Source organism: Pseudomonas sp. SIMBA_041 (assembly GCF_046535095.1).
Classification (GTDB): Bacteria; Pseudomonadota; Gammaproteobacteria; order Pseudomonadales; family Pseudomonadaceae; genus Aquipseudomonas; species Aquipseudomonas mucoides.
In genome coordinates, this window is sequence record NZ_JAWRXJ010000007.1 from 258,234 (window position 1) to 278,806 (window position 20,573).

19 protein-coding genes are annotated in these 20,573 nt (G+C 59.7%); 5 read left to right on the forward strand and 14 right to left on the reverse strand.

Annotated features, from left to right (window positions below):
• Positions 1-69: 69 nt before the first annotated feature.
• From guaA to SB725_RS19090, 4 genes are all read right to left on the reverse strand, one after another.
• Positions 70-1,647: a glutamine-hydrolyzing GMP synthase gene (guaA, locus tag SB725_RS19075; protein WP_027922773.1), complete on the reverse strand. Its 1,578-nt coding sequence runs from the start codon at positions 1,645-1,647 to the stop codon at positions 70-72.
• A 99-nt stretch (positions 1,648-1,746) separates the two neighbouring features.
• Positions 1,747-3,216: an IMP dehydrogenase gene (gene guaB, locus SB725_RS19080; protein WP_410922478.1), complete on the reverse strand. Its 1,470-nt coding sequence runs from the start codon at positions 3,214-3,216 to the stop codon at positions 1,747-1,749.
• 117 nt (positions 3,217-3,333) lie between these two features.
• Positions 3,334-3,882 carry a hypothetical protein gene (locus tag SB725_RS19085; protein WP_027922771.1) on the reverse strand — a complete coding sequence of 183 codons (549 nt, stop codon included), beginning with the start codon at positions 3,880-3,882 and terminating at the stop codon, positions 3,334-3,336.
• Positions 3,883-4,044: 162 nt separating this feature from the next.
• The gene (locus SB725_RS19090) at positions 4,045-4,812 is read right to left on the reverse strand and encodes a sulfite exporter TauE/SafE family protein (protein ID WP_027922770.1); all 768 of its coding nucleotides are present in this window, start codon (positions 4,810-4,812) and stop codon (positions 4,045-4,047) included.
• Positions 4,813-4,912: 100 nt separating this feature from the next.
• Here SB725_RS19090 and SB725_RS19095 point away from each other — a divergent pair, with 100 nt between their 5' ends.
• From SB725_RS19095 to SB725_RS19105, 3 genes are read left to right on the forward strand one after another with little or no spacing between them, the layout of a single operon-like run.
• Positions 4,913-5,842 carry a LysR family transcriptional regulator gene (locus tag SB725_RS19095; RefSeq protein WP_410922479.1) on the forward strand — a complete coding sequence of 310 codons (930 nt, stop codon included), beginning with the start codon at positions 4,913-4,915 and terminating at the stop codon, positions 5,840-5,842.
• Between the two features lie 41 nt (positions 5,843-5,883).
• Positions 5,884-7,263, forward strand: coding sequence for an exodeoxyribonuclease VII large subunit (gene xseA, locus SB725_RS19100; protein ID WP_059182207.1), 1,380 nt, complete (start codon positions 5,884-5,886; stop codon positions 7,261-7,263).
• Positions 7,264-7,266: 3 nt separating this feature from the next.
• Entirely contained in the window at positions 7,267-8,088 is an 822-nt protein-coding gene (locus tag SB725_RS19105) for a peptidoglycan DD-metalloendopeptidase family protein (protein WP_059182206.1), read from the forward strand.
• Between the two features lie 108 nt (positions 8,089-8,196).
• On the opposite strand, the gene SB725_RS19110 is transcribed toward SB725_RS19105, so the two are convergent.
• Positions 8,197-8,553 (reverse strand): hypothetical protein, encoded by a 357-nt coding sequence (locus tag SB725_RS19110; RefSeq protein WP_027922766.1) that lies wholly within the window; start codon positions 8,551-8,553, stop codon positions 8,197-8,199.
• Between SB725_RS19110 and SB725_RS19115 the strand changes: the two genes are divergently transcribed.
• Both SB725_RS19115 and leuA read left to right on the forward strand, forming a co-directional pair.
• The gene (locus SB725_RS19115) at positions 8,552-8,848 is read left to right on the forward strand and encodes a hypothetical protein (RefSeq protein WP_027922765.1); all 297 of its coding nucleotides are present in this window, start codon (positions 8,552-8,554) and stop codon (positions 8,846-8,848) included. The genes SB725_RS19110 and SB725_RS19115 overlap by 2 nt on opposite strands.
• Before the next feature lie 91 nt (positions 8,849-8,939).
• Positions 8,940-10,619, forward strand: coding sequence for a 2-isopropylmalate synthase (gene leuA, locus SB725_RS19120; RefSeq protein WP_027922764.1), 1,680 nt, complete (start codon positions 8,940-8,942; stop codon positions 10,617-10,619).
• 203 nt (positions 10,620-10,822) lie between these two features.
• On the opposite strand, the gene SB725_RS19125 is transcribed toward leuA, so the two are convergent.
• The 9 genes from SB725_RS19125 to pilW all read right to left on the reverse strand — a co-directional run bounded on the left by SB725_RS19125 (position 10,823) and on the right by pilW (position 20,572).
• The gene (locus tag SB725_RS19125) at positions 10,823-11,614 is read right to left on the reverse strand and encodes an amidohydrolase (RefSeq protein ID WP_027922763.1); all 792 of its coding nucleotides are present in this window, start codon (positions 11,612-11,614) and stop codon (positions 10,823-10,825) included.
• Positions 11,602-12,750, reverse strand: coding sequence for a pyridoxal phosphate-dependent aminotransferase (locus SB725_RS19130; protein WP_027922973.1), 1,149 nt, complete (start codon positions 12,748-12,750; stop codon positions 11,602-11,604). Before SB725_RS19130 ends, SB725_RS19125 begins: the two co-directional genes overlap by 13 nt.
• A gap of 146 nt (positions 12,751-12,896) precedes the next feature.
• Entirely contained in the window at positions 12,897-14,366 is a 1,470-nt protein-coding gene (gene der, locus SB725_RS19135) for a ribosome biogenesis GTPase Der (RefSeq protein ID WP_027922762.1), read from the reverse strand.
• Positions 14,367-14,505: 139 nt separating this feature from the next.
• A complete protein-coding gene (gene bamB / locus SB725_RS19140) occupies positions 14,506-15,657 on the reverse strand; it encodes an outer membrane protein assembly factor BamB (RefSeq protein ID WP_027922761.1) in 1,152 nt (383 codons plus the stop codon).
• Complete coding sequence (locus SB725_RS19145; protein WP_027922760.1) at positions 15,650-16,291, reverse strand: tetratricopeptide repeat protein; 642 nt, start codon at positions 16,289-16,291, stop codon at positions 15,650-15,652. Before SB725_RS19145 ends, bamB begins: the two co-directional genes overlap by 8 nt.
• Positions 16,292-16,331: 40 nt before the next feature.
• Positions 16,332-17,621, reverse strand: a complete 1,290-nt coding sequence (hisS, locus tag SB725_RS19150; protein ID WP_059182204.1) for a histidine--tRNA ligase — start codon at positions 17,619-17,621, stop codon at positions 16,332-16,334.
• A 24-nt stretch (positions 17,622-17,645) separates the two neighbouring features.
• Positions 17,646-18,755 carry a flavodoxin-dependent (E)-4-hydroxy-3-methylbut-2-enyl-diphosphate synthase gene (gene ispG, locus SB725_RS19155; RefSeq protein ID WP_027922758.1) on the reverse strand — a complete coding sequence of 370 codons (1,110 nt, stop codon included), beginning with the start codon at positions 18,753-18,755 and terminating at the stop codon, positions 17,646-17,648.
• Positions 18,756-18,758: 3 nt separating this feature from the next.
• Positions 18,759-19,814: a RodZ domain-containing protein gene (locus SB725_RS19160; protein ID WP_410922480.1), complete on the reverse strand. Its 1,056-nt coding sequence runs from the start codon at positions 19,812-19,814 to the stop codon at positions 18,759-18,761.
• Positions 19,814-20,572 carry a type IV pilus biogenesis/stability protein PilW gene (pilW, locus tag SB725_RS19165; RefSeq protein WP_059182202.1) on the reverse strand — a complete coding sequence of 253 codons (759 nt, stop codon included), beginning with the start codon at positions 20,570-20,572 and terminating at the stop codon, positions 19,814-19,816. The genes SB725_RS19160 and pilW overlap by 1 nt, the downstream gene beginning before the upstream one ends.
• Position 20,573: the final 1 nt, after the last annotated feature.

Genomic DNA, 20,573 nt, shown 5'->3' on the forward strand with positions numbered 1-20,573 from the left:
CAAAAAGGCCCCGTGAACTTGCGCTCACGGGGCCTTTCAGGTGTTACGGACGATCAGTTTAAACCGGGATCACTCCCACTCGATCGTCGCTGGTGGCTTGCTCGACACGTCATAGGTAACGCGGGAGATGCCTTCGATTTCGTTGATGATCCGGCCGCTGACGGTTTCCAGCAGTTCGTAAGGCAGGTGAGCCCAACGCGCAGTCATGAAGTCGATGGTTTCCACCGCACGCAGGGCCACGACCCAGGCGTAACGACGGCCATCGCCCACAACGCCAACCGATTTCACTGGCTGGAACACCACGAACGCCTGGCTGACCTTGTGGTACCAGTCGGCTTTGCGCAGTTCTTCGATGAAGATGTGGTCGGCACGACGCAGCAGGTCGGCGTATTCCTTCTTCACTTCACCGAGGATGCGCACGCCCAGGCCCGGGCCCGGGAACGGGTGACGGTAGACCATGTCGTACGGCAGGCCCAGTTCCAGGCCCAGACGACGGACTTCGTCCTTGAACAGCTCGCGCAGGGGTTCAACCAGCTTGAGGTTCATTTCTTCCGGCAGGCCGCCCACGTTGTGGTGCGACTTGATCACGTGAGCCTTGCCGCTTTTGGCGCCAGCCGACTCGATCACGTCCGGGTAGATGGTGCCTTGGGCGAGGTACTTGATGTTGTCCAGTTTGTTCGACTGGGCATCGAAGACGTCGATGAAGGTACGGCCGATGATTTTGCGTTTCTTCTCTGGATCGCTTTCGCCAGCCAGGTTGTTCAGGAACTGGTCTTCGGCGTTGGCGCGGATCACCTTGACGCCCATGTTCTCGGCGAACATGGCCATCACTTGCTCACCTTCGTGCAGACGCAGCAGGCCGTTGTCGACGAAGACGCAGGTCAGTTGGTCGCCAATGGCTTTGTGCAGCAGTGCGGCAACCACCGAGGAGTCAACGCCACCGGACAAGCCGAGCAGTACGTTGTCGGTGCCGACCTGGGCGCGGATGTTGGCAATGGCGTCTTCAGCAATCTTCGAAGGCGTCCACAGGGCTTCGCAGCCGCAGATGTCGAGGATGAAGCGCGACAGGATGCGACCACCCTGCTTGGTGTGGGTCACTTCCGGGTGGAACTGCACGCCGTAGTAGCCGCGAGCATCGTTGAACATACCGGCGATCGGGCAGCTTGGCGTACTGGCCAGGATGTGGAAGTCCTGCGGCATCTTGGTGACTTTGTCACCGTGGCTCATCCACACGTCGAGGCCAAACAGGCCGTCGGCGTCGATATGGTCTTCGATGCCGTCGAGCAGGCGGCTCTTGCCGACGACGTCAACGCGAGCGTAACCGAACTCACGCAATTCGGAACCTTCGACCTTGCCACCCAGCTGTTCAGCCATGGTCTGCATGCCGTAGCAGATACCGAAGACCGGTACGCCCAGGTCAAACACCGCTTGCGGGCAGCGCGGGCTGTCAGCGACGTGCACGGACTCGGGGCCGCCGGCGAGAATGACGCCTTTTGGAGCGAATTCGCGGATCGCTTCGTCGTCCATGTCGAACGGATGCAGTTCGCAGTACACGCCGATTTCACGCACACGGCGGGCAATCAGCTGGGTGTACTGGGAACCGAAGTCGAGGATCAGGATGCGGTGGGCGTGAATGTCGAGGGCCATGATTCAGTCTCGTCTAAGTAATTCAGAAACAGTCGTGATTCAGAAACAACTCGGGGCTGAATAAAACAGCCCCGGTTACTTAACTTTTTGCTTGAAGCCTCAACCTACGCGGTAGTTTGGCGCTTCTTTGGTGATTTGTACGTCGTGAACGTGGGACTCGGCCATGCCAGCACCGGTGATCCGCACGAACTCAGGCTTGGTGCGCATTTCTTCGATGTCGGCACTGCCGGTGTAGCCCATCGAGGAACGCAGGCCGCCCATCAGTTGATGGATGATGGCGCTCAGGGTGCCCTTGTAAGGAACACGCCCTTCGATGCCTTCCGGAACCAGTTTCTCGGCGCCTGCCGAGGAGTCCTGGAAGTAACGGTCGGAGGAACCTTGAGCCTGGGACATGGCGCCCAGCGAACCCATGCCACGGTAAGCCTTGTACGAACGACCCTGGAACAGTTCGATCTCGCCCGGCGCTTCTTCAGTACCGGCGAACATCGAGCCCATCATCACGCAGGAAGCACCGGCAACGATGGCCTTGGACAGGTCACCGGAGAAACGGATGCCGCCGTCGGCGATCAACGGAACGCCAGTGCCTTCAAGGGCAGCGGCGACGTTGGCGATGGCACTGATTTGCGGAACGCCGACACCGGCGACGATACGGGTGGTGCAGATCGAGCCAGGGCCGATACCGACCTTGACGGCGTCAGCGCCGGCATCGGCCAGGGCCTTGGCGGCAGCGCCGGTGGCGATGTTGCCGCCGATGACCTGCACTTCAGGGAAATTCTGTTTGACCCAGCGAACGCGGTCGATCACGCCTTTGGAGTGACCGTGAGCGGTGTCGACCACCACCACGTCAACGCCGGCATTGACCAGGGCTGCGACGCGATCACCGGTGTCTTTACCGGTACCGACTGCAGCGCCTACACGCAGACGACCTTGATCGTCCTTGCTGGCCAGTGGGTAAGCCTTGGCTTTTTCGATGTCGTTGACGGTCATCATGCCTTTGAGGGCGAATTTGTCGTCGACGATCAGTACGCGTTCGATGCGGTGCTTGTGCAACAACTCGCGAACGTCGTTCTTGTCCGCGCCTTCCTTGACCGTGACCAGACGCTCTTTAGGCGTCATCACTTCACGGACGGAGACGTCCAAGCGGTTCTCGAAGCGCACGTCACGGGAAGTGACGATGCCGACCAGGTCGCCATTGTGCAGTACCGGAACGCCGGAGATGTTGTGCATGCGGGTCAGTTCGAACAGTTCACGAACCGTGGCGTCAGCCTCGATAGTGATCGGGTCCTTGACCACGCCGGCTTCGTAACGCTTGACCTTACGCACTTCGGCAGCTTGCTGCTCGATGGTCATGTTCTTGTGGATGATACCGATGCCACCTTCCTGAGCCATGGCGATTGCCAGACGGGCTTCAGTAACGGTGTCCATGGCGGCAGAAACCAGAGGAATGTTCAGCTCGATGCCACGGGTTAGGCGGGTCTTGAGACTGACTTCGTTAGGAAGTACCTCGGAATAACCGGGCACTAGGAGAATGTCGTCGAATGTCAGAGCTTCTTGGCTGATACGCAGCATCGCGGGGGCTCCCGAGCGGGAAAATGGAAGCGCGCCATTATAGTCAGACACCCCCTCGGGTTCAATGTAAAACTCTGTCTATTATTAGCATTACTGATATACGGGATTTCTCGCGGCCTACAATTCAACTTTGACCCAACTCACCGGCTGATCCAGCCAATCGGCAAATTCGTCGATAAAGCTCTGCTTGAACCCGGCTTCTGCCCAGTTATTGAAGATGAATCCGAGGTTGGAAAAACCGCATTCCTGCAGGAACAGAAACCCGTTGATGTCATCTTCATGCCCGCATTCTGGACAGGTGAAGTTGTCGGTGCGGCCGGGCATCCAGTCTTCCAGGCTTTCGAACAGCGCTTCGCCGACTTCCTTGCGGCATTCGGCGCAGCCCGCCTCGCTCAGGAAACCTTTGGCCGGCGTGTAAATGCAGCGCTTGGTGATGATCTCCAGACCATTGATTGGCTCGCCAAATGGCAGTGCTTCGGGGTGCAGGACCACGGCGCGGGCACCGTCGGCGATGGCATGGCCCATGCGATTGCCGGTGCGGCCGCACGTCGTGAGCTCTTCCTTGATGATGTTTTTGCGCACCAGCCACCGCACGACCGCCCGGGCCCGGGGTTCGTGCACTGGCAGCGTGGAGATTTTCGGGACGATGATGCTTTGGGAGTTCATGGCACAGCCCTGCAAATACTGAATATTCACCCTTGTAGGAATGAGCCTGCTCGCGATAGCGGTTTAACATTCAATAATGTTGTCGACTGATACACCGCTATCGCGAGCAGGCTCACTCCTACAGGATTTTCGGGCGGCAGCTTAATCCCTGACATGCTCAGGTCAAGTGCTCAAGTAACGTCCGATCAAGGCAATCCCGCTGGCCAGTACCAACCAGGTCACCAGTCGCACAAACGCTTCGCGCGATAACCTCATGGTCAATCGCCGCCCGATCCATAGCCCCAAGGCCATGGCCGGCAACAAACACAACGCCAATACCAACAAGGGTAGCTCGGCGTACACACCTGCGACGGCAAACAGGCTCAAGCGCACCACCGTGCTGCAACTGATCAGCGCACTCTGGGTTGCGCGGGCCGCCTCTTTGGGCAATCGGCTGTTCAAATAGATCGCATATAAGAAGCCGCCACTGCCAAACAACGCCCCGAACATCCCGCCCACCGCGCCCATCGGCACCGCCCACGCGGCGGATAACTGTGTCGGACGGGTTTTGACCCACAGGCTGTAAATCGCATAAGCACTGATAAATAGCCCCATCAGCAGCAGCAAAACGTCGGATTTCAGGTTCAGCAGAAAGATCACCCCCAGTGTGCACCCCACCGCCATGCACGGTAGCAACCGCAGCAACTCGGGTTTCGCCACATCACGCCGCGAGGGCAGCAGATTGCCGAACGCCGCGACAAAATCCAGCAGCACCAGCAATGGCACGATCTTCGACAACGGCATGAACAAAATCAGAATCGGCCCCGCCACCAGCGCGGTGCCGAAACCGGCTATGCCGAACACGATATAAGCCAGAGCGATGCCCAGCCCGATGATCAGCCAATCCGTTGTGCCGAAGGGCCATTGGTGCAACATCTCAAACAAGTTCATCTGCACGCCTTCATTAATTACCTGTGATGACTTTAGCCAGCGCCGAGTCTTGCGACTAATATCTTCAAAGTCGCCCTCTCATCTCAAAAAGGCATGCCTCGTGCTTTCAACCCGTCAATTGCGTTACTTCGTGGAAATCGCCGAGTGCGGGAGCTTCAGTGCAGCCGCTGAGCGTTTGTTTGTCGCGCAGTCAGCCTTGAGCCGGCAGATCAAGGACATGGAAACCCGTCTGCAAACCCCCTTGTTCGAACGCACTGCACGTCTGCCCCGGCTGACGGCGGCCGGTGAAGCCTTCCTGCCCAGGGCCAGAAACCTGCTGATCGAATTGACCAAGGCCAGTCAGATGACTACCCAGGTCGGAAATGGAGAACTCGGCACCTTGCGTCTTAGCCACTCAAGCACCGTGCCCATGAGTGGTCGCCTGCTGCGAGGCATCAGCGGCTATCTGAGCCAGCATGTCGGCGTGTCCATGGAGATCGCCAAGCTGTCTTCCGAAGCGCAACTTGAAGCGTTGGCCGACAGTCAGCTGGATGTCGGACTGCTGCGGCTGCCGGTATTGCGCCAATGTGAAGGCGTGCAGATTGTTCCGTTGTACAGCGAACGCTTGCTGCTGGCCGTTCCCCCCAATCATCGACTGGCTGTGGATAACTCCGCTCAGGGCATCGATCTGGCGCAACTGAAGGATGAAGCCTTTATCTCCATTCCTCATCCCCAGCGCGGCGGCCTGAGTTATCTATCCGCCGAGCTGTGCATGCGTCAGGGTTTCTTCCCGAGAGCGGCCCGAGTGGTGTCGCGCAAAACCACACAACTGCAATTGATTCAGGCCGGGTTCGGCATCGCCCTGCTGCCGGAATCGATGCGGGACATTGCGCCATCTGACATTCACTTCCTGCCCCTGGCAGACCCGGATTGCCTCAGCACCGTCGCCCTCGCCTGCCGGCAGAATCCCACGACGCTGGTTCAACACTTCATCAATGTCTGCACAGATCATTGTGGGAGCGAGCCTGCTCCCACAGGGGATTTGCGCTGACTCATGGAGATTCGAAGTCGAATGCCTTTAAACTGCGCCCCATGATTAAAGATCCCTTTGCAAGACTCGGCCTGGACCGTGAAGTCCTGACTGTCAGCCAGCTCAACGGCCGCGCGCGGGTGTTGCTCGAAGACGTGTTCAGCAATATCTGGGTCGAAGGCGAAATCTCCAACCTCGCCCGCCCGGCGTCCGGCCACGTGTATTTCACCCTCAAGGACAGCGGCGCCCAAGTGCGTTGCGCGCTGTTCCGGCAGAACGCTGCGCGGGTTCGCCAAGCCTTGAAGGATGGCCTGGCGGTCAAAGTCCGCGGCAAGGTTTCGTTGTTCGAGGGGCGCGGCGATTATCAGCTGATCCTCGACACCGTGGAGCCGGCCGGTGACGGCGCACTGCGTTTGGCCTTCGATGCCTTGAAGGAAAAGCTCAGCGCCGAAGGTCTGTTCAGTGCCGAGCGCAAAGTGGCGCTTCCAGCGCACCCTCAACGCATCGGCATCATCAGTTCGCCGACCGGCGCAGTGATTCGCGACATTATCAGCGTGTTCCGCCGCCGTGCGCCGCAGATCCAGCTGACACTGATTCCCACCGCCGTGCAAGGTCGCGAAGCCACCGCGCAGATTGTCCGCGCACTGAAACTGGCGGACGCCCGTGGTTTCGACGCGCTGATCCTGGCCCGTGGCGGCGGCTCGCTGGAAGACCTCTGGTGCTTCAACGAAGAAGCGGTGGCCCGCGCCGTTGATGCCTGCGTCACACCGATTGTCAGCGCTGTCGGTCACGAAACCGACGTATCGATCAGTGACTTCGTGGCCGACGTTCGCGCCCCGACGCCCTCCGCTGCCGCCGAACTGCTCGCACCGGATTCCAGCGATCTGGTGCGCAGGGTCGAAAGCCTGCATCGCCGGCTGGTGATGCGCATGCGTGACCGCTTGATGCGCGACCGCCTGCGTCTGGAGGGCATCTCTCGCCGCCTGCGCCACCCCGGCGAACGCCTGCGCCAGCAAGCGCAGCGTCTGGATGATCTGGACATGCGCATGCGGCGCGCCTTCGAACGCAGCCTCAACACCCGTCGCGAACGTTTGATTCGCCTGGAAACCCGCCTCGCCGGGCAACATCCTGGCCGGCAACTGGCGATGCTCCGCCAGCGCCTCGACAGCCTCGCCGAACGCCTGCCCCGTGCCATCCGCGAAGGCCTCAAGTCGCGGCGCCTGCAACTGCAAAGCCAAGTGCAGACGTTGCAGGTGGTCAGCCCGCTGGCGACCCTTGCCCGTGGTTACAGCATTCTGCTGGACGAGCGCGGCAACGCGATCCGCAGCGCCGAACAAACCCATAACGGTCAGCGCCTGAAGGCCAAGCTCGGCGACGGCGAACTGCAAGTTCGGGTCGAAGACAATCATCTGACGCCTGTCACCCTTTCTTTACTGGATTGATCCATGCCGCGTTTTTTAGCTCCGCTGCTGTTGCTGTGCCTGACCTTCAACGCCCACGCCGACAGCTACATCACTCGCCTATTGAACAAACCGGTGCCGGGCGGCGTGGCCGTGGTGGATCTGGGCGCCGCTGCCCAGGCGCCAAAAGCCAGCTATCAAGGCAAACCGGTGCTGGTGGTCAAGGAACAGAACAACTGGCTGGCGATTGTCGGCGTGCCGTTGACCGTGAAACCGGGCACGCAGCAGATCAGCAGCGGCGGTCGCAGCCTGAACTTCACCGTCGGCAACAAGAAATACCCGGAACAACACATCACCCTGAAAAATACCCAGCAGGTCAATCCGAACCCGGACAACCTCAAGCGCATCGAAGGCGAACTGGCCGAGCAGATCCAGGCCTACCGCAGCTTCAGCCCGAACACTCCGAGCAACCTGTTGCTGGACAAACCGGTCAACGGACCGCTGTCGAGCAAGTTTGGCGTGCGCCGCTTCTTTAATGGTGAAGAGCGCAATCCGCACGCGGGGCTGGACTTCGCCGTGCCGGCGGGTACGCCGATCAAGACGCCGGCCGCGGGCAAGGTGATTCTGATCGGCAACTACTTCTTCAACGGCAACACGGTGTTTGTCGATCATGGCCAGGGCTTTATCAGCATGTTCTGCCATATGTCGAAAATCGATGTGAAGGTTGGGCAGCAGTTGGCGCGTGGTGGAGTGGTAGGCAAGGTCGGTGCGACTGGCCGTGCGACCGGGCCACATATGCACTGGAATGTCAGCCTGAATGATGCGCGGGTGGATCCGGCGATTTTTATTGGGGCGTTTCAACCCTGAATTGTGTGCAAAGGCTGATGGCCTCTTCGCGGGCAAGCCCGCTCCCACATGGGATCTCCAACCCTGTGGGAGCGGGCTTGCCCGCGATGGCGGCATCACAGACGCCTTCTATTCAGCCTCAAGATCCTCAATCCCATGGGCTTCCCGGTCCGCCAGGCAATGCCTGATCCACTCCTGAGTCTCCGCCGAAAACCCCGCCAGTTCCTCAGACGTGATCAACTCCCGCGCGCACAACCCAAGCAAGTGCGACCGCGCCTCATGCCGTGAAAACCTGAACACACCAAACGCCCAATACAGCTCCTTTTGCCTGCACTGAAGCAGCTCTTCAGTGGCTTCAATCCGCTCGTAAGGCGTCAGGCTTTTATCCGCCACGGTGCGCTCGACCTCCTCCATGATCCGGATACACATCCGCTCATGGGCCAACGGCCGCAACGCGCTATACCGCTTCCAGTCCGACTCGTTCATGTCCGACTCCTGCCTTGATCAGGCTTTAAGCATAGCCGCGCTCAAGCGGCCGTCATCGCAATTCTACAATTGCGCAGTGCTCAAACCTCGCGCAATCATCAAAACAATCAGCCCCGCTCACAGCAATAAAATCTCGATAAAACTGCCTTTTCGGGTATTCCTCTCAATTTTTTTCGACCGCTTGCCATCCTTCACCCTCGCGGTTAGGGTTGAAGGCATGAAAACCTTTCACACCCTCATTCAGCTTCGCCAGCACCGCAGCCTGTGCCTCGTCAGCGCACGACTGCCAGGCTGAATCGCGGTGCCTCGCCCTACGCTTTTCCCCAAGAACATTTGATCCACCGGCAGGCCGCCTTTTTTCGGCCCACACAATAAGGATTCCCCCGATGAGCATGCTCAAAGACCCGTCTTCGAAATACCGTGCGTTCCCGACCATCGATATCCCGGATCGCACCTGGCCGTCGAAGACCATCACCGCCGCGCCGATCTGGTGCAGCTCTGACCTTCGTGATGGCAACCAGTCGCTGATCGAGCCAATGGATGCGGTCAAGAAGCTGCGCTTCTGGAAAACCCTCGTGGCTGTCGGCGTGAAAGAAATCGAAGCCTCGTTCCCGGCGGCATCGCAAACCGACTTCGATTTCGTGCGTACCCTGATCGAAGGCAACCACATCCCGGACGACACCACCATTCAGGTGCTGACCCAGGGCCGTGAAGACTTGATCGAACGCACTTTCGAATCCTTGCGCGGCGCGAAGAAAGCCATCGTTCACCTGTACAACGCGACCTCCCCTTCCTTCCGCCGGATTGTCTTCAATCAGGACAAGGACGGAATCAAGGAAATCGCCGTCAGCGCGGCCAAGCTGTTCGTCAAATACGCCGCCCAGCAGCCAGACACCGAGTGGACCTTCGAGTACTCGCCAGAGACGTTCAGCGCCACCGAACTGGAATTCGCCAAGGAAGTCTGCGATGCCGTGATCGAGGTCTGGAACCCGACGCCTGAGCACAAGATGATCCTCAACTTGCCTGCCACCGTCGAATGCGCCACCCCGAACATCTACGCTGACCAGATCGAATGGTTCGGCCGTCACATCAACCGTCGTGACAGCGTGATCATCAGCCTGCACACCCACAACGACCGTGGCACCGGTGTCGCTGCTACCGAATTGGGCCTGATGGCCGGTGCCGACCGTGTCGAAGGCTGCCTGTTCGGCAACGGGGAGCGTACCGGTAACGTCGACCTCGTGACCGTGGCGCTGAACCTCTACACCCAGGGTGTTCACCCTGAGCTGGACTTCTCCGACATCGACGGCGTGCGCAAAGTCGTCGAAGAGTGCAACCAGATTCAGGTACACCCTCGTCACCCGTACGTTGGCGACCTGGTGCATACCGCATTCTCCGGCTCGCACCAGGATGCGATCCGCAAGGGCTTCGCCCAGCAGAAACCGGATGCCCTGTGGGAAGTGCCATACTTGCCGATCGACCCGGCCGACATCGGTCGTAGCTACGAGGCGGTGATCCGCGTCAACAGCCAGTCGGGCAAGGGCGGTATCGCTTACCTGCTGGAACAGGAATACGGCATCAACTTGCCACGCCGCATGCAGATCGAGTTCAGCCAGGTTGTACAACGTGAAACCGATCGCCTCGGCCTGGAAATGACCGCTCAGCAAATCCACGCCTTGCTGCACAGCGAGTACTTGCAGGCCAACACCCCGTACGCGCTGGTCAGCCATCGTCTGCAGGAAGAAAACGGTCACAGTGCGGTGGAAGTGGAAGTCTCGAGCAAAGGTCAGGGCGAAACCAACCTGCACTGGCGCGGCAAGGGCAACGGCGCGCTGGAAGCCCTGGTGGCCGGCCTGCCGATTCCGGTGGAGATCATGGACTACAACGAACACGCGATCGGCGCGGGCACCAATGCCAAGGCAGCGGCCTACATTGAACTGCGTGTGAACGGCGAGCGTGCGGTGCACGGTGTGGGTATCGATGAAAACATCACCACGGCCAGCTTCAAGGCCCTGTTCAGCGCGCTGAACCGCTCGCTGAGCCAGCCGGAAGCCAAAGCGGCGTAAGCGGTCGCTGAAATGCAAAAGGCCCCAAGGTACTTACCTTGGGGCCTTTTTGTTTGCCTGCTGTTTTTGTGCTGACCGTCCTGGGTGCATCGCGAGCAAGCTCGCTCCCACAGTGGATTTTGGTGTACACAAACTTTGCGTTCACATCGATCAATGTGGGAGCGAGCTCGCTCGCGATGAGGCCGGTTCAAACGGCAAGGATGTCAGGTGAACTCGAAGGTATCAGCGTCAAGGTTCGCCGGGAAACGCGTGCGATAGGCCTGCAGGTCCGCAGCGTTCAGCACCACTTGAAACACGCCGTCGGCTTCACCGGCACTGAGCAGGGTTTCGCCCTGGAAATCCAGTACCTGACTGTCACCGGTGTAGGCGAAGCCTTTGCCATCAGTACCGATGCGATTCACCGCGGCCACGTAGCAGAGGTTTTCGATGGCCCGCGCCGGCAGCAAACGGTTCCAGTGCTGACGCCGTGCACCTGGCCAGTTGGCGGTGTACAGCAGCAAGTCGGTGTCTTGCGCATCCCGGCTCCAGACCGGAAAGCGCAGGTCGTAACAAATCAGCGGCCGCACGCGCCAGCCCTTGAGTTCGAACTGCACCTGACGCTCGCCCGGCGTGTAATGGTTATGCTCGCCAGCCATGCGGAACAGATGGCGCTTGTCGTAGTGCCACACCTCCCCGTCCGGCCGCGCCCACAGCAGGCGATTGCGATGACTGCCGTCTGCGGTTTGAACAATGATGCTGCCGGTGATGACCGCGTCGAGTTTCGCCGCCTGAACGCGCAGCCACTTGCTGGTCGGACCGTTTTCCGCCTCCGCCAGCGTTTCCGATTCCATGGAGAAACCGGTGGTGAACATCTCCGGCAGGATGATCAGGTCCGCGCCGCGCGCCTGGTCCAGCAGCTGCTCGAAATGCTCCAGATTGGCTTGCCGGTCGTGCCAGGCCAGCGTGGTCTGGATCAACGCGACATTCAGGTTGGGCAGTGCACTCAGATCACGCATAGTTTTGCCGCTGCTTCACGCAGGGTCTCCTCGCGTTTGGCGAAGCACAGGCGCACCAGGCGCTGGCCTTCGGGTGGGGTCTGGTAGAACACCGAGATCGGGATGCTCGCGACGCCATGTTCGCGGGTCATCCACAATGCCATCTCGACGTCATTGAGGTCCGGGCGGATCTGCGAGTAGTCGACCAACTGGAAATAGGTGCCGGTCACACGAGTGAAACTGAAGCGCGATGGCGTCAGCAAATCGCAGAACATATCCCGCTTGGCCTGATAGAAACCTGGCAACTCTTCGATGTGTTCCGGGTGCTCCGCCATGAAGTCAGCCAAGGCAAATTGCAGCGGAGTGACGCCGCAGAAACTGACGTATTGATGCACCTTGCGCAGCTCGGCGGTGAGTGCCGGCGGTGCGACCACATAGCCGGTTTTCCAGCCGGTAACGTGATAAGTCTTGCCGAAGGAACTGACCACGAACGCGCGCTGATACAGCTCTTCGTGATTGAGCACACTGACGTGAGGCACGCCGTCAAACACCAGGTGTTCGTAGACTTCGTCGCTGACCAGATAGATGTCGCGACCCCGAATCAGATCCGCCAACTGATCCAGCTCGGCCCGGCTGATCAGCGCCCCACTCGGGTTGTGCGGCGAGTTCAGCACGATCATCCGCGTGCGCGGGGTAATGGCGTCAGCCAGTTTCTGGAAGTCGATGGAGAAATCGTTCAGCCCGAGCTGCACGTGCACGCAGCGTCCACCGGCCAGTTCCACCGACGGCTCGTAACTGTCGTAGCAAGGATCGAACACGATGACTTCGTCGCCGCTGTGGATGACCGCCTGAATCGCGCAGAAGATCGCCTGGGTGGCGCCAGGAGTGATGGTCACTTCGTGATCGGCATCGACGTTGACGCCGTAGCTGCGAGCGATCTTCGCCGACACTTGCTGCCGCAGAGCCGGCAGGCCGGTCATTGGCGAATATTGGTTATGGCCATTGGCGATGTGCCGGCCGACTGCATCGCACAGGGCTTGCGGGGCATCGAAATCGGGAAAACCCTGGGACAGGTTGATCGCCCCGGTTTGCGCCGCGAGTTGAGACATCTGAGTGAAGATAGTGATGCCGACATTCGGCAGCTTACTGGTGATCATCGGTAGCCCCTTGCAGGTGAGCTGCAAGTTTCAAGCGACAAGCTGCAAGCGGTCAAGCCTCAAACCTTCAGGCACAAAAAAGGGCCCCTGACAGGACCCTTTCTTGCTTCGACTTGAAGCTTGCTGCTTGAAACTTAAAGCTGCTTCTATTTCTTATCGCGGCGCTTTTTGTCGGCCTTTTTGTGGTGCGACATCATGCGACGCTTCTTGTTGACCTGGCGGTCGGTCAGCGTGGTCTTTTTGCCTTCGAACGGGTTCTCGCCGCCCTTGAACTCGATGCGGATCGGCGTACCGACCAGCTTCAAGACACGACGGTACGTGTTTTCCAGGTAACGAACGTAAGACTTCGGCACCTTCTCGATCTGGTTACCGTGGATCACGATGATCGGCGGGTTCGCACCACCCAAGTGGGCGTAACGCAGCTTGATCCGGCGGTTGTTGACCATCGGTGGCGCGTGCTCACCGACCGCATCTTCCAGAATCTGGGTAAGGCGGTTGGTCGGCCAACGGGTCACGGCGGACTTGAACGAGTTCTGTACCGAGGCGTAGAGGTTGCCCACGCCCGTGCCGTGCAGGGCCGAGATGAAGTGGATGTCGGCGTAATCAACGAAGAACAGTCGGCGTTGCAGCTCGACCTTCACGAAGTCGCGCTCGCTCGGCGTCATGCCGTCCCACTTGTTGATCGCGATCACCAGCGCACGACCCGACTCAATGGCGAAGCCCAGCAGGTTGAGGTCGTGGTCCACCACGCCTTCGCGGGCGTCCATGACGAAGATCACCACGTTGGCGTCTTTGATCGCTTGCAGGGTTTTGACCACGGAGAATTTTTCAACTTCTTCGTGGATCTTGCCGCGCTTGCGCACACCGGCGGTGTCGATCAGCGTGTACTTCTCGTCGTTACGCTCGAACGGGATGTAGATACTGTCGCGGGTGGTGCCGGGTTGGTCATACACAATTACCCGGTCTTCACCGAGCATGCGGTTGACCAGGGTCGACTTGCCGACGTTCGGGCGACCGATGATGGCGATCTTGATACCGTCTTTTTCGCTTGGGCCAGGAATGCGCTTGGCTTCCTCACCTTCGGCAACGATCTCTTCTTCGCCGTCTTCCGGCTCTTCCTCGTCTTTCGGGAAATCGCTCAGGGCGATTTCCAGCATCTGGGTGATGCCACGACCATGAGCACCGGCGATAGGAATCGCGTGGCCCATGCCCAACGGGGCGAACTCGGCGCGGGCCATTTCAGGGTCGATGTTGTCGACCTTGTTGGCAACCACGTAGGAACGCTTGTTACGTTTGCGCAAATGCTCGGCGATCATCTGGTCGGCGGCGGTGAAACCAGCCTTGGCATCTACCAGGAACAGAACGACATCCGCTTCTTCAATGGCCAGAAGCGACTGCTCGGCCATTTTTTCGTCCATACCGTGCTCGTCACCGGAGATACCGCCGGTGTCGACCAGAATGTAGGAACGCCCTTGCCACTTGGCCTCACCGTATTGGCGATCACGGGTCAGACCGGACAAGTCGCCGACGATGGCGTCACGAGTCCTGGTCAGGCGGTTGAACAAGGTGGACTTGCCGACGTTCGGTCGGCCCACCAGGGCGATTACGGGAACCATGCGGCTCTCCACTTCGTTATTTCAGAAAATACAAAAGCCGCTGCGAGGCAGCGGCTGGTGCTCGGGGCAACGCTTGAGGGCGCTGCGAACCCCGTGTTACGGGGCTGCCTGGGGATTAACCCCAAGCATAGTCAAACCTTTACTTAATGGTCAGGGCTTCCAGTTTGCCGCTGTTGCCATACACATAAATCGTGTCACCCACCACCAGCGGACGGGCACGCAGGCCGTCGCTGTCAATCTTTTCGCGGCCGACGAAACGACCGTCCACCTGGCTCAGCAGGTGCAGGTAGCCTTCCATGTCGCCGACTGCAACGTAGCTGGAGAACACTTCCGGAGCCGACAGTTGACGACGGGCCAGCGAGTCGTTGCTCCACAATGCAGTGGTGGAACGCTCGTCGACGCCTTCAACCGTGCCCGCAGACAGGCTCACGTAGACGTTGCCAAAGCCCTGGGCGACACCGGCATAGCTGGAAGCATCACGCTGCCAGAGCTGACGACCGCTTTCCAGGTCCAGTGCCGCAACGCGCCCCTGATAGCTGGCAACGTACAAAGTACCGCCGGACAGCAGCAAGCCGCCGTCGATATCGACCACACGTTCCAGCTCCGAACGACCTTGTGGAATCGCTACTCGCTGTTCCCACACCGGCACGCCGTTGGTGATGTCCAGAGCGACCACTTTACCGGTCGACAGGCCAGCCAGCGCAAGGCGGTTGGTCACGATCGGTGCGCTGGTGCCGCGCAGGGTCAGGACCGCAGGCGTACTGTCATACAACCAGCGCTGGTTGCCGGTCGCGGCATCCAGACCGATCAGACGGTCGTCCTGAGTCTGAACCACAACCACGTCACCGTTGTTGGCCGGCGGTGCGAGGACTTCACTGGTCACGCGAGCGCGCCATTTCTCTTCACCGTTGATCGCGTCCAGTGCAACGATTTCGCCTTTGAGCGTGCCGATCATGACCAGCCCGTAACCCACGCCAACGGCGCCGGAAACGGGCAGTTCGAGATCTTTCTTCCATTTGACGTCGCCATTGCTGCGATCCATCGCGACCACCACGCCAGTGACGTCGGCAGCATAGATGTTGTCGCCATCAATCGCCGGTACCAGCATGTTGTAGGTTTCGCCCTGACCGTCACCGATCGAACGACTCCACTGCTTGTGCAAGACCACTTCTTCTTTGAAGTCGACGAGCTCGGCAGGCGGCAATTCTTTTTTGCTGTTGCTGCTGCAACCCGCGGCCAAAATGGCCAGGGCCAGCAATGCTGCATGTTTCCAACGAATCACGTCACGCATCCCCTTTGGCCAGATCGTCCAGCTTGATTTGTAGGCCGCCGACCGCCGCTTCATCCGACAGGGCTGCCTTGGCTTTTTGATACGCCGTGTTCGCTTCGTCGGTACGACCCAACTGCACCAGCAGGTCGCCTTTGAGTTCTTCACGAGTGGCCAGGAATGCTTTGTCGGCATCGCCTTCGAGCAACTTCAGGGCTTCATCGGCCTTGTTCTGCGCGGCCAGTACCTGCGCCAGACGCTGACGGGCGATTTCACCCAGCGCCGGGTTGGCCGGTTTGGCGACAATGGCTTTGAGCTCGGTGGCGGCGTCGTCCAGCTTGGCGCTGTCGACCGCGACTTTCGCCACGAACAGGCTGCCGTATTGTGCGTAGGCACTGCCGGCGAACTCGCTGTTGAGCTTGCCAGCCAGGTCGGCAACACGGGCTGCGTCAGGCTTGCCGTCAGGCGTCAGCGTGGTTTCGAGCAGTTGCTGATAGAGCATCGAGGCGCCTTGCGACTGATTGCTCTGATACTTGTGAAAGGCTTGCCAGCCGAACACGATGACCAGCGCCAGCAGGCCGCCAGTAACCAGGGGCTTGCCGTTGCGTGACCACCAGTCCTTCAAATCCGCCAGTTGTTCGTCTTCGGTACTCGACACCCCAATACTCCTTAATCGCTAAATCGGCTGTTTGACAGCTTCAACCCTGCACGACGCAGGTGGCCAGGTGTGCAGCAAGCGCATCCCAGGCAATGCTTTGTTGTTCGCCCTGGCCACGCAGGGGTTTGAAACCTACCACTTGCTGGGCCATCTCATCGTCACCGAGGATCAGCGCATACAGCGCACCGCTCTTGTCGGCCTTCTTGAACTGGCTTTTGAAGCTGCCGGCGCCGGCATTGACTTGCAGGCGCAGGTTGGGCAATTGATCACGAACACGTTCACTCAGGGTCAGGCCGGCGAGTTCCGCCGCTTCGCCGAAGGCGCAGAGGTAGACATCGACCTGACGGGAGATTTCTTCCGGGATCTGCTCCAGGGTCTCAAGCAACAGCACCAGGCGCTCGATGCCCATGGCGAAACCAACGCCCGTGGTCGGCTTGCCGCCCATCTGCTCGACCAGACCGTCATAACGACCGCCGGCACACACGGTGCCCTGGGCGCCCAACTTGTCGGTGACCCATTCGAAAACGGTCTTGCTGTAGTAATCCAGCCCGCGAACCAGCTTCGGGTTGATCACATAAGGAATGCCGGCGGCGTCCAGACGAGCCTTGAGGCCCTCGAAGTGCACGCGGGACTCATCGTCCAGGTAGTCGGCCATTTTTGGCGCGTCGACCAGGATCGCTTGGGTGTCGGCGTTCTTGGTGTCCAGAACCCGCAACGGGTTGGTCTTCAGACGGCGTTGGCTGTCTTCGTCCAGCTTGTCCAGATGCGCGGACAGGAACTCGACCAGCGCTTCACGATAGCGACCGCGCGATTCGGCAGTGCCCAGGCTGTTGAGCTCGAGCTTGACCGCATCACGGATGCCCAGCTCGCCCCACAGGCGCCAGGTCAGCACGATCAGCTCGGCATCGATGTCCGGACCGTCGAGGTTGAACACTTCGACACCGATCTGGTGGAACTGGCGATAACGGCCTTTCTGCGGACGCTCGTGACGGAACATCGGGCCGATGTACCAGAGTTTCTGCACCTGGCCACCGCCGGTGATGCCGTGCTCAAGCACTGCACGCACGCACGCAGCGGTGCCTTCCGGACGCAGGGTCAGGGAGTCGCCGTTGCGATCTTCGAAGGTGTACATCTCTTTTTCGACGATGTCGGTCACTTCACCGATGGAGCGCTTGAACAGCTCGGTGAACTCGACGATCGGCATGCGGATCTGCTTGTAACCGTAGTTATCCAGCAGACGCGAAACGGTGCCCTCGAAATGACGCCACAGGGGAGTCTGTTCGGGCAGGATGTCGTTCATGCCACGAATGGCTTGCAGAGACTTGCTCACTTTAAATCCTTAAATTCGTTCGGCTCAGCCGCGGGCGATGACTGCCGCGTCGGCTTCGACTTTCTCGGCCGCTTTCTGGCGGATCAAGCGTTCAAGCTCATCCACCAGATTGTCATTCGTCAGTTTCTGCGACGGCTTGCCGTCGATGTAAATCAGGTTGGGCGTGCCGCCGGTCAAGCCGATATGGGCTTCCTTGGCTTCACCCGGCCCGTTGACCACGCATCCGATGACCGCGACATCCAGCGGCACCAACAAGTCTTCGAGGCGCCCTTCCAGCTCGTTCATGGTCTTGACCACATCGAAGTTCTGCCGCGAGCAGCTCGGGCAGGCGATGAAGTTGATGCCACGGGAACGCAGATGCAGGGATTTGAGAATGTCGTAGCCGACTTTCACTTCCTCGACCGGGTCAGCCGCCAACGAGATGCGAATAGTATCGCCAATCCCTTCGGCGAGCAGCATACCGAGGCCCACGGCGGATTTCACTGTGCCTGAACGCAAACCACCCGCTTCGGTGATACCCAGGTGCAGCGGCTGGACGATTTCCTTGGCCAGTAAACGGTAGGCTTCGACGGCCATGAACACGTCAGAGGCCTTCACGCTGACCTTGAAGTCCTGGAAATTCAGGCGTTCGAGGTGCTCGACGTGACGCAGGGCAGATTCAACCAGCGCTGCCGGGGTCGGCTCGCCGTACTTCTTCTGCAGGTCTTTTTCCAGGGAACCGGCGTTGACGCCGATGCGGATCGGAATCCCGCGATCACGGGCGGCATCGACTACCGCGCGGACGCGGTCTTCGCGACCGATGTTGCCCGGGTTGATCCGCAGGCAGTCCACACCCAACTCGGCCACGCGCAATGCGATCCGGTAGTCGAAGTGGATGTCGGCCACCAAGGGCACTTTGACCAGTTTCTTGATCTTGCCGAAGGCTTCGGCGGCATCCATGTCTGGCACGGAAATGCGCACGATGTCGACGCCAGCGGCTTCCAGACGATTGATCTGGGCCACGGTGGCGGCAACATCATTGGTATCGCTGTTGGTCATGCTCTGCACAGCGATAGGCGCATCGCCGCCAACAGGCACGTTACCGACCCAGATCTTGCGGGATTCGCGACGTTTGATTGGAGATTCGCCGTGCATGACTTATTGACCCAACTTCAGGCGAGCAGTCTCGCCACTGGTGAACGGAGCGACATCAACCGCCTGACCGTTGTAGCTGACCTGCGCACCACGGGCGAAGCCCAGGCGCACGGCAAACGGCGGCTTGCCGCTGACGGAAACGCTATCGCCTTTACGCTTGAGACCACTCAACAGCACCTTGCCGGTGCCATCGGTCACTTGCGTCCAGCAATCGGCGGTGAACTGCAGCTGAACCTGGCCCTGACCGGCTACTGGAGCCGTCGCAACCGGTGCCTGTGCGGCAGGAGCAACCGGAGCGGTCACTACCGGTGCCGGAACCGCTGGAGCAGCCGGCGCCGGAGCAGTCGGCGTCGCAACCACTGGGGCAGTGTTGTGCGCTGGAGCAGCAACAACAGGAGCGGCGTTGTGCGTCGGAGCCACCGGTGTCGATACTACCGGAGCAGCCGGCGTGGTTGCTTCAGCTTCAGCCGGTGCTTCAGAGGAGGCCTCGGCTTGTGGCAATGCCAGCGAAGTAGTCCCCTCCGCCTGACCTTCCGCGACGGCCTGGTCTTCCGGCTCGTCCAGCGGATGGATCTGGGTGGTGCCGTCGGCGCCTTCAACTTCTACATGTTCCGGGGCGAGGCCGATCGAATCCTTGGTGCGCAGCGAGGTTTGATCCTGCCACCAGACAAAACCACCCCCAATCACCGCGATCAGCAGCAACAGGCTGACGATGCGCAAAATAGTATGGGAAACCCGTACCGGCTCTTCGATACGCCCCAGGCTGTGAACGCTGCTGCCCTGGGAATCGGTGCCGGTGGACTGGTCGAACTGCTGGACGAGAACGGCCTGGTCCATGCCCAGCAATTTGGCGTACGCACGGATATAACCGCGAGCAAAGGTATGCCCAGGCAGCTTGTCGAATGCGCCGGCTTCAAGATTGCTCAAGGAGGTGACGGTGAGGTTGAGCTTGAGGGCCACTTCGGCCAGCGACCAGCCATTGCTTTCGCGGGCCTGGCGCAAAGTCTCACCGGGGTTAACGCGATTCGCTGCTACAACTTCGGGATGCGCCGCTTTCATCATTGCTCCGACAGGTATTGCTGATATTCCGGCGTACCGGGATAGAGTCGTTTTAGTTGCAGGCCTGCACTTGCGGCCTTGTCGCGATCTTCGAACACATTTGCCAGCCGAACGCCGAGCAATAGACTACGTGCATTTTGCTCGGCCAGCAGGCTAAAACGATCGTAATAGTCACGCGCGGGCACATAATGCCTGTCTTCGAAGGACAACTCAGCCATTTCGAGCAATGCACGTGGCTGTTGGCGATTCAAACGCAGGGCTTTTTCGAGTTGCTGCTGTGCAAGATCACGCTCGCCCAACTTTGAAGCGGTCATGCCCAGGTTCTCGAATACTCGCGAACGCTCAGGATACAGCGTATCGGCGGCGGCCTGTTCAAAGCGCTCGTACGCCTCTTTGTAGCGTTTTTCCTCGAAGAGGAAGCTGCCGTAATTGTTCAGGATTCGTGCGTCGTTGGGGCGGGAAGACAATGCCTTGCGAAAATGCTGGTCGGCCAGTTCCGGCTCCATTTCAGCCTGGAACACCAGACCCAGCGCGGCGTTGGCATCAGGGTCCGAGTCATCCAGCTCCAACGCCTTTTTCAGCGGGACCTTGGCGCGCTCGGTCATGCCCTGCTGCAAGTACCCCAGGCCCAGCTGTACATAAGCCACACGCGCTTCATCGCGCCCCTTGCTGGTCTTCATCGGGTTGAAATCGCCCGACAGGACACAACCAGCACATAGGCTGGCCCACAGCAAAAGCAGCGCGAAGCGCAGGGACATA